Raw genomic sequence first — 13,828 nt, 5'->3', positions numbered from 1 at the left:
CCTGGAGGAGCAGACCCATGACGCACCAACCCGTTGCCGGACCCGTCCCCGCCCGCCACGAGTACGACGTGGTCGTGGTCGGCGGGGGCGTCGCCGGCCTGTCCGCGGCCGTCTCCGCCGCCGAGGCCGGCGCGCGCGTCGCGGTGCTGGAGCGCTCGGTGGAGTCCGAGACCGGCGGCAACACCCGCTACACCGAGGCGTTCCTGCGGATGCGGTCGGTCGACGAGGTGGCCGAGGGGTTCGAGGACACGCTGGTCGACGACTTCATGGGCCACCCGGACCCGTCGGTGGTCCACGAGGCCGCTCGCCCGGCGGAGCGGCGCAGCGCGCTCTACCGGGCGACGCACACCATCGACCCCGACTACGTGGCGGCGCTGTCCGAGCACGCGCCGGCCACGCTGCGGTGGATGGCGGGGCACGGGCTGCGGTTCGACGCCGTCCCCACCCCGTTCCTCACCCGGTCCACGACCCGGTTGGCGCCGGTCGGCGGCGGGCTGGCCATCGTCGAGACGATGGGGAAGGCAGCCCGCGGCCTCGGGGTGGACTTCCACTTCGAGACCACCGCCCGCCGGCTCGCCGTCGCCGAGGACGGCACCGTCGACGGCGTGGTGGCGCAGACCGTGCGCGGACCGGTCGTCTTCGCGGGATCGGTGGTGCTGGCGTGCGGCGGCTACCAGGGCAACGCCGAGATGATGGCCCGCTACCACGGCGACCGGGCGTTGACCTCCCGGCCCGTCGCCCGCGGCGGCAACTACAACAAGGGCGAGGGACTGGAGATGGCGCTCGCGCTGGGCGCCGCCACCTCCGGCAACTTCTCGCTCTTCCACGCCGAGCCCGTCGACCCTCGTAGCGGCGAGCCGGAGGCGGCGATCTTCTGCTTCCCCTACGGCGTGCTCCTCAACCAGGAGGGCGAGCGCTTCGTCGACGAGGCCCGCGGCACCGTCGACGCGTGGTACGAGCGGACCACCCGCTCGATCCAGGAGCAGACCGGTGGCGTGGCCTGGGTCGTCCTCGACCAGCGCGGGCTCGCCGTCCCCAACGTGATGAGCGGTGTGCGCACCGACGTCCCGCCAGTCACCGCGCCCACGCTCGCGGCGCTCGCCGAGGCGGCCGGGCTCCCGGCCGACGCGGTCGTCGCCACGGTCGACGCCTACAACGCCGCCTGCCCCGACGGTGCCGGTTCCGACCCGCTCGTCCTCGACGGCGTCGCGACGTCCGGGCTCACCCCGCCGAAGTCGAACTGGGCCCGACCGGTCAACCAGGGCCCGTTCGTCGCGTACCCGGTCATGGCGGCCAACGTGTTCACCTTCGGCGGCCTCCGGACCACGCCCGAGGCCGAGGTCGTCGACCGAGACGGCCGCCCGCTCGCCGGGTTGTACGCCGCCGGCGAGCTGACCGGGCTCTACTACTCCAACTACACCGGCTCCACCTCGGTCCTCCGCGGCGCGACGTTCGGCCGGATCGCCGGTGCGAACGCCGCAGCCGACCGGGCCGACCGCCGTACGCCAGCGGTGGTGTGACGATGCGGATCTGGCACCAGTCGTTCACGGTCCTCGACGACGTCCCGCACTACCGCGACGCCCTCGCCCGCCACCTGCGGGCCCAGCTGGCCCCGGGCAGCAGCATCGACCTCCACGGGATGCGGCCCGGCACCTACCCGAGTGACTACCCCGGCACCCACATCGGCCACGCCTACCTGGCCGGGCTGCACCGCGAGCAGTTCGTGCACGCGGCCCTGCGCGCCCAGGACGAGGGGTACGACGCCTTCCTCATCGCCACCGTCCCCGACACCGGCTACGAGGAGGTCCGCACGGTCGTCGACATCCCGGTCGTCGCCTACGGCCACACGTCGGTGCTGATGGCGGCCGCGCTCGGCACCTGCGTGGGCATCGTCAACTTCATCGCCGCGCTCGAGCCGCAGCTGCGTCGCAACCTGCGCAACTACCGGCTCGACCAGCTGGTCGGGCCCATCGTCCAGGTCGAGGCCGGCTTCGGGGACGTGATGGCGGCCTACGCCGAGCCGCAGCCGCTGCTCGAGGCGTTCACCCGCGCCGCGCGACGGGCGATCGCCGCGGGCGCCGACGTGATCGTGCCGGGGGAGGGGCCGCTCAACGTCTTCCTCGCCGACCAGGGGGTCTCCCGGGTCGACGACGTCCCGGTGCTCGACTCGCTGGGCACGTGCGCGCGGGTCGCGGAGCTGCGGGCCGCGCAGCACCGGCGCACCGGCCTGAAGCCGTCGCGCGTGGGCTTCTACGGAGCGCAGCCCGACCGCCGCCTGCTCGACGCCGCGCGGGCCTTCTACGGCACCCCGGACGCCCTGGCATGAGCAGCCCGGGGTCGCCGGACCGGTCTGGGGACGGGCGCTGGGACGGGGAGGTGGACGTCGCCGTCGTGGGCGGCGGCGCCTGCGGGGTGATGACGGCGCTGCGCGCCGCGCGGGACCCCGACCTGGTCGTGGCCGTCTTCGAGAAGTCCACCCGCGAGGGCTGCAACGCCGCCATCTCCTCGGGCTCGCTCGCGGCCGGTGGCACCCGGTTCCAGGCGGCCGCGGGGGTCGACGACTCGCCCCAGCGCCACGCGGACGACATCCTGCGCGCCAGTGGCGACGAGGAGTGGCGCCCGGTCGTGGAGGCGCTGTGCGCGGTGGCTCCCGAGCTCGTCGAGTGGATCGCCGACACCGGCTACCCGATCGAGGTGGGGATGGACATGCCGCGGGCCGGGATGTCGGTCCCGCGGCTGCACTCCGACGTCGGGCGGCTGGGCGGAGGGCGCCTGATGCGGCACCTGACGACCCTGCTCGAGGCGCAGCCCCACGTGGCGTACGTCGACGAGGCGCCCGTCGTCGACCTGGTGGACGACGACGGGGTCGTGACCGGCGTCGTCGTCGAGCAGAACGGCACGCTCCAGCGGATCCGCGCGCGGGCCGTCGTGCTCGCCGCGGACGGCTTCGCCAACGACCCGGCGCTGGTCCGCGAGCACCTCGCCGACCTCGGCACCCCGTTCTACGGCGGCGTCTCGACCTCCACCGGCGACGCGCTCGCGTGGGCTGTCCGGCTCGGCGGCCGGCTGCGCAACATGGGGGCCGGGCTCCGGTCCGGGCTCGTCGTGCTCGACCACGGCACCCGGGTGTCGCCCGCGCTGCCGTTCAACGGTGCCGTGCTGCTCGACGTGGAGGGCCGGCGCTTCGTGGACGAGGAGTCCAAGGGGTACTCCTCGATGGCCGCCGTCCTGCAGCAGCAGCCGCGCGAGCGGGCGGTGATGGTCTGGGACGCGGTCGCGATGGCCGCCACGCGGAACTCCGAGATGATGCGCGACTGCCTCGCGGCCGGCGCGATCCGCGACGCCGCGACCCTCCCCGACCTCGCGCACACCCTCGGGGTCGCGGAGGACACGCTCGCGCGGGGGCTCGAGCCGCTGCCCGGTCGCCGCGCGCTCACCGCGCCGTTCCACCTCGCCTGGGTTACCCACGGGCTGCTCGCCACCCAGGGCGGCCTCGTGGTGTCCCCGCGCGGTGAGGTGCTCGACGCGGCCGGGCGGCCGGTGCCCGGGCTGTACGCCGGCGGCGGCACGGCCTGCGGCCTGGCCGGCCCGTCCTCGGACGGCTACTCCTCCGGCAACGGCCTGCTCTCCGCGTTCGGCATGGGCTGGATCGTCGGCAACGCGCTGGCGGCGGCGCGGGTGGGCACGTAGCGCCGTCGGCGTCGGCCGATCCGGCCCACCGGCTCGTCTCCCGTCCGCCCCGGGCCCTGCGGCGGCCAGCCCTCCCGACCTGACCCCACGGTCGGTCGCAGCTCTCCCGCGGCCATTGTCAGGAGCTGACCGGTTGTGGCACCCTTCACACATCGAACCGACCGAGCGGTCGGTCTGTCGAATGTGAGTCCCAGTCGCGCGTCACTGCGCAGTCGGAGGAGCCGAGCCCGTGAACTCTCCCGGACCCACCGCCGAGCAGGTACAGCTGGAGGTCTACCGCAAGGTCGTGACCATCCGCTTCGCCGAGCTCCGCATCCGTGAGCACGTCGAGAAGGAGGGCTTCGGCGGCTTCTGGCACCCCGGCATCGGCCAGGAGGGCCTCCAGGTCGGCGCGGTGAGCGCGATGCAGCCCGACGACTACCTCTACTACGCGCACCGCGGACTCGGGTACGCCTTCGCCAAGGGCATGGAGCTCGAGCCCCTCTTCGGCGACCTGCTCGGCCGTCGCACCGGCAGCACCGGCGGCAAGGGCGGTGGCACCGTGCACTTCGCCGACGCGTCGAGACACGTGATGGGCCAGGGCGGCACGCTCGGTTCGAGCTTCGTGATGGGCGCGGGCACGGCCGCCGCCTCGCAGCTGCTCGGCGACGGCCGGGTCACCGTCGTGTTCTTCGGCGACGGCGCGTCCGGCCGCGGCACCTGGCACGAGGCGGCGCTGCAGGCCTCGGTCTGGAAGCTGCCCGTCGTGTGGATCTGCGAGAACAACGGCTGGGCGCTGTCGGCTCGCTTCACCGAGCAGAGCCCGACCGAGCACGTGGCCGACCGCGCCCCGGCGTACGGGATTCCCGGCGTCGTCGTCGACGGCCAGGACGCGATGGCGGTCCGCGAGGTGACGCTCGAGGCGATCGAGCGCGCACGTCGTGGCGAGGGCCCGACGCTGATCGAGGCCAAGACCCTGCGGATCCGCGGCCACTACGAGGGCGACCGACAGCCGTACCGGGACGACCCGGTGCTGGGCGACGAGATCCCCAACGACCCGGTCCACCGGCTCGGCGAGGGCATCGCCGACGACGTGCGCCGTGGCATCGACGCCGAGGCCCGCGCGCTGGTCGACCGCGCCTTCGACGCGGCCCTCGCGGCGCCGCGGGCCGACGACTCCGTGATCTTCGAGGACGTGTGGGCATGAGTGCAGCAGCTGCGACGACCGACCGGGTGATCGGCTATTCGCGGGCCATCAACGAGGCGCTCGCCGAGGAGATGCGGCGCGACGAGCGGGTCTGGATGATGGGCCAGGACATCGGTCGGCTCGGCGGCGTGTTCGGCCTCACCCGTGGCCTGCTCGACGAGTTCGGCCCGATGCGGGTGCGCGACACCGCGATCAACGAGACCTTCATCGTCGGCGGTGCCGCCGGGGCGGCGCTCGCCGGGACGATCCCCGTGGTCGAGCTCCAGTTCGCCGACTTCCTCTTCACCGCGGCCGACGAGATCTTCCACAAGCTGGCCAAGTGGCGCTACATGCACGGCGGCCAGTTCACGATGCCGGTCGTGGTGCGCCTTCCGACCGGCGTCGTCGGCGGCGCCGGCGCCGAGCACTCGCAGAGCCTCGAGACCATCGCCATGCACGTCGCCGGGCTCAAGGTCGCCGTGCCGGCCACCCCGTCGGACGCCAAGGGTCTGCTCAAGGCAGCGATCCGCGACCCTGACCCCGTGCTGTTCTTCGAGCACAAGGGCCTCTACCGCGTGAAGGGGCCGGTCCCGGAGTCCGACGAGCACGTGGTGCCGTTCGGGTCCGCCCGCATCGCCCGCCCCGGCTCGGACCTCACGGTCGTGGCGACCGGTCTCATGGTCGACCGCGCACTCGCTGCCGCGGAACAGCTGGCGCCGCAGGGCATCGACGTCGAGGTGATCGATCCGCGCACGCTCGTGCCGCTCGACATCGACACGATCGTGTCGTCGGTCGAGCGGACGCACCGCCTCATGGTGGTCCACGAGGCGTCGCGGACCGCCGGGTTCGGCGCGGAGATCGCGGCGCAGGTCCACGAGCGTGCGTTCTTCGCGCTCGACGCCCCGGTGTGGCGGGTGTGCGGCACCGACACCCCGCTGCCGCAGGACCCCGACCTCGAGCAGGCCTGCATCCCATCCACGGACGAGATCGTCACCGCGGCCCTCGCGCTCGCGGCCATCTAGGAGTTCACCCATGGCGCACGTCCTGATGCCCCGCCTGGGCGTCTCGGTCACCGAGGGCACGGTGTCGTCCTGGCTCAAGCAGGTCGGTGACCCCGTCGAGGTGGGTGAGCCGATCTGCGAGGTGGCGACCGACAAGGTCGACACCGAGATCGAGAGCACCGTCGCCGGGGTGCTGGCCGAGCAGCTGTACGCCGTCGACGAGGTCGTCCAGGTCGGCGAGCCGCTGGCCACCGTGACGACCGCCGACGAGAGCTCGGCGCCGGCCCCCGCCGAGCCGGCCCCTGCCGGGCCGGCTCCTGTGGAGCCCGAGCAGCCGCCCTCGATCGTTCCGGACCCCGCGTCGTTCGGCGACGACCCCGAGCCGCCGCCCGCACCGGCCGTGGCGGACGCGGCCCACGCGGTCCTGATGCCCCGCCTGGGCGTCTCGGTCACCGAGGGGACGGTGTCGTCCTGGCTCAAGCAGGTCGGTGACCCCGTCGAGGTGGGTGAGCCGATCTGCGAGGTGGCGACCGACAAGGTCGACACCGAGATCGAGAGCACCGTCGCCGGGGTGCTGGCCGAGCAGCGGTACGCCGAGGGCGAGGTCGTCCAGGTCGGCGAGCCGCTCGCAGTGGTCACCGCCGACGGCGCCCTGCCCGCAGCGCCTCCCGCCGCGGCTCCCGCCGGCAGCCGGTCGGCCGCGGCGGTCCCGACGCGGCCCGCGCCCGCACCCGCCGGTCCCACGGTCCCCGGGCAGCCGGCGCGGGTGGACCCGTCGCGCTTCGACCACCACGCGGCCGTCCAGCGGGCCCTCGAGACGATCGTCCGCACCGCGCGCCCGGCTGCCTCGCCCGCGGCGCGACACCTCGCCGCGACGCTGGGAGTCGACCTGGCGTCGGTGGGCGGCACCGGTGGCGGCGGCCACGTCACCCGGGACGACGTACGCCGCCACGCCGAGCAGCCCGCGCCCGCTGCCGCGGCCCCCATGCCCCCACGCGGTCCCGCCCCCGTTCCTGCGTCCACGCCGTCGCCCGAGCCGGGGACGACCGGTCCGGACGGGCTCCCGGTCGGCTACGAGGACGTGCCCTACGACGCCGTGCCCACGAGCCGGATCCGGCGGGTGACCGCCGAGCACATGTCGCGGTCGCGACGGACCGCCGCCCACATGACCACGGAGGTCGACGTCGACCTCGGGCTGCTCACCGAGGTCCGGGCGCGGCTGAACACGCAACGGGTCGCCCAGGGTCGCGCGAAGCTGTCGTTCCTGCCCTTCGTGGCGCGGGCCGCCTGCGCGGCTCTCCTGGACCACCCCGACCTCAACGCGACGTTCGAGACGGAGCGGCTCCTGCGCTGGGGCGAGGTGAACCTCGGGATCGCGGTCGACACCCCGCGCGGCCTGATGGTCCCGGTGCTGCGCGGTGCCGAACGGATGACCGTCGAGTCGCTCGGCGAGGGCATCGCCGACCTGGCTGGTCGCCTGCGCGACGGCAAGCCCGGTCCCGACGACTTCCGGGCCGGCACGTTCACGATCTCCAACCCCGGGTCGGTGGGCGCGGTCTCCGCGCCCGCGATCATCAACCAGCCGCAGGTCGCCATCCTCGGGATGCCGACCATCCAGCGCCGCCCGTGGGTCGTCACGATGGCCGACGGGCAGGAGTCGATCGCGATCCGGCCCATCCTCCGGCTCGCGCTCACCTTCGACCACCGCGCCGTCGACGGCGCGGACGCGACGCGCTGCCTGGTCGACATCCGCCGCCGCCTCGAGGCGTGGGGCGTGGACGAGTACCGCTGAGCCGGCGCCGGCGCGCGCTGGTCGAGCCCGGAGGCACGCCAGCGCCGACCGACCTCGAGACCCGGTGAGGGCGCAGGGCGGGAGGGATGGTCGCCGGGTCTCGACGACGCTCGCTGGCGCTCGCTGCTCGACCAGCGGGGTGCTCGCTGGCGCTCGCTGCTCGACCAGCGGGTGCTCGCTGGCGCTCGCTGCCCGACCAGCGGGTGGTCAGCGGCCCGGGCTCGACCAGCGGTGGTCGGGGTCGCGTCAGGCCGGCGGTGTCGCGCGGGGGGTGGGCAGGGTCAGCTGGTCCGTGCCGAGCCCGTAGACGAGGTAGTTCCAGAACTGGTAGGCCAGCTCGCGTGAGCGCAGCCGCCCGCCGGGGCGGTACCACTGGTAGGCCCAGTTGCACATGCCGAAGGTCGCCAGGGCGGCGAGGTGCGCGTCGGCGGCCCGGAACACGCCGGACTCGATGCCGGCGGCGATCAGGTCCTCGACGATCCGCTCGTAGCGGTCGCGCTTCTCCTTGATCGGGCCGCGCGCCTCCGGCGGGAGCTCACGGTGGTGCTCGAAGAACACCCGGACGTGCCCCCGGTGGGTCTCCATCAGCTCCAGGATGTCGGCCATCACCTCCAGCAGCAGCTGTTCGGGCCGCAGGCCGGTCTCCGTGCGAGCCTCGTGGCGCTCGATGAGCAGGTCGATGAACTCGCCGTGGATGGCGTGGAGGATGTCGTCCTTGCTCGGGAAGTAGTGGTACAGCGTGGGCTTGGCGACACCGACGTCCCGAGCGATGTCGTCCATCGTCGTGTTCGAGTAGCCGGACTGGTCGAACAGGCCCGCAGCCCGCGTGACGATCTGCTGCCGGCGCTCGGTCGACGACATCCGGCGCCGGGCGGCCCTGTCCACTGTCTTCACGTGTGCGCGTCCTTCCGTGGCTGACGGGTGGTGACTGTAGTGCGCCCCGTCCGGCGAACCGACTCTTCGGTCGAATTGAATGGTGGGTGGCCGTCAGCGCCGACTACCCGGTCGGTCGACGGGGCATGACGGCTCCTGGTCCGGATCGCCCGCTGCTGCGATGGTGCTGGACGCGTATCCCGTCGTCAAGCCAGTGATGAGAATCCAAACTCTTGTGACCCCAGTCACCGGAAACCCTTGACAGTGTGATCGAGGTTACCTAGCGTCTCGACCATCGAACCGACCGACGAGTCGGGTGGATCGAAAGGGTGGGACCGATGACCTCTGGGACGGGCACGTTCGTCGCCGACGCGGTCGGTGCGGGCGAGGCGGTCCTCGTGGACCACGCCTGCGGGCGGTGCGCGACCTGCCGGTCGGGTGCCGGCCTGTGGTGCCCGTCGCCGCTCGTCGTCGGGCGCGTGGTCTCGCCCCGGGTGCCGGCGTCGGCCGCCGACGGCCTGCGCTGCGGCCTGCTCGCGGCGGCCGCGCTGCTCGAGGCGCCGCCCGCGCGGACCACGCTGGTCGTGGGGGAGCCGGGCTCCCCGACGGTCCTGCTGGCGCGGCGGCTCCTCGACGGGTTCGTCCTCGCTGCGCCGTCCCTGACCGACGACGCGGTCCGCGCGCAGGTCGCCGGCCGCGAGCCTTCCGGGCGCGCCGCCGTCGTGGTCGCGGGCCCGGACGTCCGCGCGGCCGTCCGCGCCGTACGCCGCGGCGGGCATGTGTGCGTGCCGCACGCCACCCCGGACGCCCGCCCGAGCGTGACCGAGCTCGTCCAGCGCGAGGTCACCCTCCTCGCCCCCCGACAGGTGACCCCGGTCCTCGGACGGCTCTCCGAGCCGGACTGGGCCGCCGCGGTCGCCGCTGCCTGACCGCGGTCCCGACCGCTGCTTCTCATCCACCCCGCCAACCCGAACTACCAGGAGGAAACACATGGGCCGCACCGCAGATGGCAAGTGGTCGGACGAGTGGACGCCGCCGGTCTTCTCCGTCGACGCCAACGGCAAGGTCATCGGCTACGTCAATGACCGGACCCCCAACAACTGGGGTCGCTGGGGCGAGCTGGACGAGAAAGGCACGGCCAACCTGCTGACGCCCGAGCGGGTCGCGGCGGCTGCCCGTCTGATCGAGACCGGCAAGGTCGTCAGCTGCGCGATCCCGCTGGACAGCACCGGACCGGTCCACCCCACCCGCACCGGCGTCGTCCACCTCTACGGCTACACCGGCTCGGACTTCGTCGCGGGCACCAAGGCCGGGCAGGACTACCCGAACTTCCAGGGCACCGACGACTACATCTTCATGCCGCTGCAGGGGAGCACCCAGTGGGACGGCCTCTCCCACTTCTTCTACAAGGACACGATGTTCAACGGCTTCTGGATCGGCAACGTCGAGTCCTACGCCGGCGCGCGTCGCGGGTCGATCCACCAGATGAAGGACACGCTGGTCGGTCGCGGGGTGCTGCTGGACCTCCCGAAGTTCAAGGGCGTCGACCGCCTCCAGCCGCAGTACGGCATCACCCCCGACGACCTCGACGCCTGCGCGGAGGCCCAGGGCGTGACGGTGGGCGAGGGCGACATGCTCGTCATCCGCACCGGGCACGTGCCGTGGTACTACCAGCTCGAGGACAAGATGGAGTACTGGAAGGTCGGTGCTCCGGGCATCACGCGGGCGGTCGTCGACTGGCTGGCGGAGAAGGACGTCGCGTCGCTGGCGATGGACAACATCGCCGTCGAGGTTGAGCCGCACGAGGAGCCCTTCGAGCACGTCTACCCGCTCCACGCCCGGTTGATCCGGGACCTCGGCCTCACCCTCGGCGAGGTGTGGTGGCTCGAGGACCTCTCCGCCACGTGCGCGGAGCTGGGCCGCTACGAGTTCTTCCTGTCGGCGCCGCCGCTCAACGTCACCAACGCGTCGGGCTCGCCGGCGAACCCGGTCGCCGTCTTCTGAGCGCGGCGGCCCCGAGCCGTCCGCCCGAGCCGTCTGCCCGGGTCGGGCCGGCCCCGTGCCGGCCCGACCCGGGTCCCCGCCTCCACACCACCTGCACATCACGAGGGAAAGAGCGCATGCACACCACGCAGCACGACAGCGAGCTCGTCCGCAGCCGCCGTCTCGTCCTGGGCGAGATCCTCGCGCGGAACGCTCGGCGGGCGCCCGAGCGGACGGCCGTCGTCTTCGAGGACTCCTCGCTGACCTTCGCCCAGCTCGACGAGCGGACCAACCGGCTCGCCAACGCGCTCGCCGCCCGCGGCGTCCGCCACGGCGACAAGGTCGCGGTGCTGATGTACAACCGGCTCGAGGTCGTCGAGTCGTTCTTCGCCTGCCAGAAGCTGGGCGCCTGCCCGGTCCCCGTGAACTTCCGGCTCGCCCCGAGCGAGCTCGCCTACATCCTCGAGGACTCCGACGCCGTCGCGGTGCTCGCCGACGAGGAGCTGACGGGCCTCGCGCTGGAGTCGACGGCCAGCCTCGACGCCGTTCGCCTGGTCGCCACCACTGGTACGCCGGAGGGCGGCGCGGAGTCCTACGAGGCGCTCCTGGCCGGGGGCTCGACCGCCGCGCCGGACGCCGACGTCGACGAGGACGACCTCGCCTTCCTCATGTACACCTCCGGCACGACCGGCCGCCCGAAGGGCGCGATGCTCACCCACCAGAACCTGGTGTGCAACACGATCAACTGGATCCTCGAGATGGAGGCCCGGCCGGGGGACACCTGGCTCTCCGGGCTCCCGTTGTTCCACATCGGGGGCGTCAACGGGCTGCTGCCGTTCATCTACCTGGCGGGGACCTGCATCATCACCCCGTCCACCGGCTTCGACCCCGAGGAGTCCCTGCGGCTGCTCGAGCGGCACCGGCCGGACATGTGCTACTTCGTGCCGACCCAGTGGCAGCAGATCTGCGAGCTGCCGCGCGCCACCGAGATCGACACCTCCCGGCTCCGTCGGGCGCTCTGGGGCGCCTCGCAGGCACCGCCGAGCACCCTCGAGCTGCTGGTCACCACGTTCCCGACGGTCGGCATCGTCAACGCGTTCGGCCAGACCGAGATGTCGTCCAACACCTGCTTCCTCAAGGCCGACGACGCCGTGCGCAAGATGGGCTCGGTGGGCCTGCCCGCCGTCAACGTCGAGGTCCGGATCGTCGACGACGAGGGCAACGACGTGGCGCAGGGCGAGGTCGGCGAGATCGTCTACCGCGGACCGACGGTGATGAAGGGCTACTACAAGCTGCCCCAGGCCACGGCCGACGCCTTCCGCGGCGGCTGGTTCCACAGCGGCGACCTCGTCCGGCAGGACGAGGAGGGCTTCATCTACGTCGTCGACCGGGTCAAGGACATGATCATCAGCGGCGGCGAGAACATCTACCCCGCCGAGGTCGAGCGGGCCGTCGAGCGGCACCCGGCCGTCCGCGAGGTCGCGGTCGTCGGCGTCCCGCACCCGCGCTGGGTCGAGACGCCGGTCGCGGTGGTCGTCGCGAAGGGGGAGGAGCGGCCGCCGGCCGAGGAGGTCCTCGACTTCCTGCGCGCCGACCTGGCGTCGTACAAGAAGCCCTCGGCGGTGGTGTACGTCGACGAGCTGCCGCGCAACGCGTCGGGCAAGATCCTCAAGCGGAACCTGCGCGACAGCTACTGGGAGATGTTCGCGCAGACCGGGCAGACCGAGTGAGCACCCCGCCCGTGGCCACCCGCACCGACGAGCGGGGCATCCGTCACTACGACGTCCCGCTGCCGGTCGACCTGGTCGACATGCTGCGGCGGACCGTCGCCGCGCGCGGCGAGCACCCCGCGTTCGTGACCCCCGCCGGCCGGGCGACCTGGTCGGAGGTCGGTACGGAGGTCGACGGGCTCGCCGGTCGGCTGCGCGGCGTCGGGGTCGGCGCGGGTGACCGGGTGGCGGTGCTGGCCGGCAACGGGCTGCCGTTCACCGTCGCCGTCCTGGCGACGTGGGCCGCGGGCGGGATCGTCGTGCCGCTCAACCACCGGCTCACGCCCGGCGACCTCGGCGTGCTGCTCGCCGACAGCGGCGCGGGCCTGCTGCTCGTCGGTGACGGGATGGAGCAGGTGGCCGAGGCCGCGTCCGCGTCCGTCCCCGACCGGCCGGTCCGGCTGGCGGTGGCCGACCCCTCGGGCCGGTTCCTCCCGGACGAGCAGGCTGCGGAGCTGCCGGCCGCCACGCCCGGCGCCGACGCACCCGCCGCGATCATGTACACGTCCGGCACCACCGGCCGGCCCAAGGGCGTGGTGATCAGTCACGGCAACGCCCTGCAGAACGCCGTCACCTGCACGACCGTGATCGGGCGGCGCCCCGAGGACGTCGAGCTGGTGATGGTCCCGCAGTTCAACATCACCGGCCTGTGCTCCCAGACGGTGCCGGTCGTCCTGCTCGGCGCGACGGCGTACCTCCTGGACGGGTTCGAGGCCGGCCGCGCGCTCGATGCGGTGCGCGAGCACGCCTGCACGTCCACGGTCGGCGCGCCCACGATGTGGTGGCGACTCCTGGAGCGTGCCCAGGAGCGCGACGACGACGCTCTCACCGGTTTCCGCCTCGCACTCTTCGGCGGAGCGCCGATGCCGACCGCCCTCCTGCAGCGGATGCGCGAGGCGATGCCGCAGGCGACCCTCGGCAACGGCTTCGGGATGACCGAGACGTGCTCGATGATCACCTATGTCGGCGGCGAGGACGCCGTGCGGATGCCGCACAGCGTGGGGCGGCCGCTGCCGCTCACCGAGCTGCGGCTGCGCCGCCCCGGCACCGACGAGGACGCCGGTCCGGGCGAGATCGGCGAGATCGTCGTCCGGGGCGGGCAGGTCGCCCTCGGCTACTGGACGGCCGACGGGATCGCGCCGCTCACCGACGCGGACGGCTGGATCGCCACCGGCGACGCCGCAGTCCTCGAGGACGGCTTCGTGGTCCTGCGTGACCGCCTCAAGGACGTCATCAAGCGGGGCGGCGAGTCCGTCTTCAGCTTCGAGGTCGAGAACGTCCTCCACCAGCACTCGGGAGTCCTGGACGCCGCGGTCGTCGGCGTGCCGGACGAGCAGTACGGCGAACGCGTGGTCGCCCACGTCGTCGCCAAGCCGGGGCACGGCCTCACACCCGACGAGGTCCGTTCCTTCTGTCGCCAGCACCTCGCCCACTTCAAGGTCCCTGCGGTGGTCGAGATCCGGGACGAGCTACCGCGGAATCCCGGCGGCAAGGTCGTCAAGTCCGCGCTCCGCGAGGCCTGACCACCGTCACCACCTCACTCCACCAGCCACAC

General features: G+C 73.2%; 11 protein-coding genes. 10 read left to right on the top strand and 1 reads right to left on the bottom strand.

Annotation, left to right across the window (positions count from 1 at the left end):
• Positions 1-17: 17 nt before the first annotated feature.
• The 6 genes from QWY28_RS01985 to sucB all read left to right on the top strand — a co-directional run bounded on the left by QWY28_RS01985 (position 18) and on the right by sucB (position 7,648).
• A complete protein-coding gene (locus QWY28_RS01985) occupies positions 18-1,520 on the top strand; it encodes an FAD-dependent oxidoreductase (RefSeq protein WP_300950620.1) in 1,503 nt (500 codons plus the stop codon).
• Between the two features lie 2 nt (positions 1,521-1,522).
• On the top strand, positions 1,523-2,326 hold the full coding sequence (locus QWY28_RS01980) for an aspartate/glutamate racemase family protein (protein WP_300950619.1): 804 nt from the start codon (positions 1,523-1,525) through the stop codon (positions 2,324-2,326).
• Positions 2,323-3,690: an FAD-dependent oxidoreductase gene (locus QWY28_RS01975; protein ID WP_300950618.1), complete on the top strand. Its 1,368-nt coding sequence runs from the start codon at positions 2,323-2,325 to the stop codon at positions 3,688-3,690. The genes QWY28_RS01980 and QWY28_RS01975 overlap by 4 nt, the downstream gene beginning before the upstream one ends.
• A gap of 229 nt (positions 3,691-3,919) precedes the next feature.
• Positions 3,920-4,876, top strand: a complete 957-nt coding sequence (locus tag QWY28_RS01970) for a thiamine pyrophosphate-dependent dehydrogenase E1 component subunit alpha (RefSeq protein WP_300950617.1) — start codon at positions 3,920-3,922, stop codon at positions 4,874-4,876.
• Positions 4,873-5,877, top strand: coding sequence for an alpha-ketoacid dehydrogenase subunit beta (locus tag QWY28_RS01965; RefSeq protein ID WP_300950616.1), 1,005 nt, complete (start codon positions 4,873-4,875; stop codon positions 5,875-5,877). Before QWY28_RS01970 ends, QWY28_RS01965 begins: the two co-directional genes overlap by 4 nt.
• A 10-nt stretch (positions 5,878-5,887) precedes the next feature.
• Positions 5,888-7,648, top strand: a complete 1,761-nt coding sequence (sucB, locus tag QWY28_RS01960; protein WP_300950615.1) for a 2-oxoglutarate dehydrogenase, E2 component, dihydrolipoamide succinyltransferase — start codon at positions 5,888-5,890, stop codon at positions 7,646-7,648.
• A gap of 246 nt (positions 7,649-7,894) precedes the next feature.
• Here the strand turns inward: sucB and QWY28_RS01955 are convergent, their stop codons facing one another.
• On the bottom strand, positions 7,895-8,542 hold the full coding sequence (locus tag QWY28_RS01955; RefSeq protein WP_300950614.1) for a TetR/AcrR family transcriptional regulator: 648 nt from the start codon (positions 8,540-8,542) through the stop codon (positions 7,895-7,897).
• 317 nt (positions 8,543-8,859) lie between these two features.
• On the opposite strand from QWY28_RS01955, the gene QWY28_RS01950 reads away from it, so the two are divergent.
• The 4 genes from QWY28_RS01950 (at position 8,860) to QWY28_RS01935 (ending at position 13,796) form a co-directional block, all read left to right on the top strand.
• Complete coding sequence (locus tag QWY28_RS01950) at positions 8,860-9,450, top strand: hypothetical protein (RefSeq protein ID WP_300950613.1); 591 nt, start codon at positions 8,860-8,862, stop codon at positions 9,448-9,450.
• A gap of 61 nt (positions 9,451-9,511) precedes the next feature.
• A complete protein-coding gene (locus QWY28_RS01945) occupies positions 9,512-10,525 on the top strand; it encodes a cyclase family protein (RefSeq protein WP_300950612.1) in 1,014 nt (337 codons plus the stop codon).
• 116 nt (positions 10,526-10,641) lie between these two features.
• The gene (locus QWY28_RS01940; RefSeq protein ID WP_300950611.1) at positions 10,642-12,234 is read left to right on the top strand and encodes an acyl-CoA synthetase; all 1,593 of its coding nucleotides are present in this window, start codon (positions 10,642-10,644) and stop codon (positions 12,232-12,234) included.
• Positions 12,235-12,245: 11 nt separating this feature from the next.
• Positions 12,246-13,796 carry a class I adenylate-forming enzyme family protein gene (locus QWY28_RS01935; protein ID WP_300950610.1) on the top strand — a complete coding sequence of 517 codons (1,551 nt, stop codon included), beginning with the start codon at positions 12,246-12,248 and terminating at the stop codon, positions 13,794-13,796.
• Positions 13,797-13,828: the final 32 nt, after the last annotated feature.

It is taken from the genome of Nocardioides oceani (genome assembly GCF_030412965.1).
GTDB lineage: Bacteria > Actinomycetota > Actinomycetes > Propionibacteriales > Nocardioidaceae > Nocardioides > Nocardioides oceani.
The sequence above is the reverse complement of the archived record's forward strand: the minus strand, read 5'-3'. Positions and strand labels throughout refer to the sequence as shown.

What these genes read in the sequence shown, in the direction of transcription:
- QWY28_RS01985 (WP_300950620.1), top strand. Translation starts at nt 18, where the DNA reads ATGACGCACCAACCCGTTGCCGGACCCGTCCCCGCCCGCCACGAGTAC.
- QWY28_RS01980 (WP_300950619.1), top strand. Translation starts at nt 1,523, where the DNA reads ATGCGGATCTGGCACCAGTCGTTCACGGTCCTCGACGACGTCCCGCAC.
- QWY28_RS01975 (WP_300950618.1), top strand. Translation starts at nt 2,323, where the DNA reads ATGAGCAGCCCGGGGTCGCCGGACCGGTCTGGGGACGGGCGCTGGGAC.
- QWY28_RS01965 (WP_300950616.1), top strand. Translation starts at nt 4,873, where the DNA reads ATGAGTGCAGCAGCTGCGACGACCGACCGGGTGATCGGCTATTCGCGG.
- sucB (WP_300950615.1), top strand. Translation starts at nt 5,888, where the DNA reads ATGGCGCACGTCCTGATGCCCCGCCTGGGCGTCTCGGTCACCGAGGGC.
- QWY28_RS01950 (WP_300950613.1), top strand. Translation starts at nt 8,860, where the DNA reads ATGACCTCTGGGACGGGCACGTTCGTCGCCGACGCGGTCGGTGCGGGC.
- QWY28_RS01945 (WP_300950612.1), top strand. Translation starts at nt 9,512, where the DNA reads ATGGGCCGCACCGCAGATGGCAAGTGGTCGGACGAGTGGACGCCGCCG.
- QWY28_RS01940 (WP_300950611.1), top strand. Translation starts at nt 10,642, where the DNA reads ATGCACACCACGCAGCACGACAGCGAGCTCGTCCGCAGCCGCCGTCTC.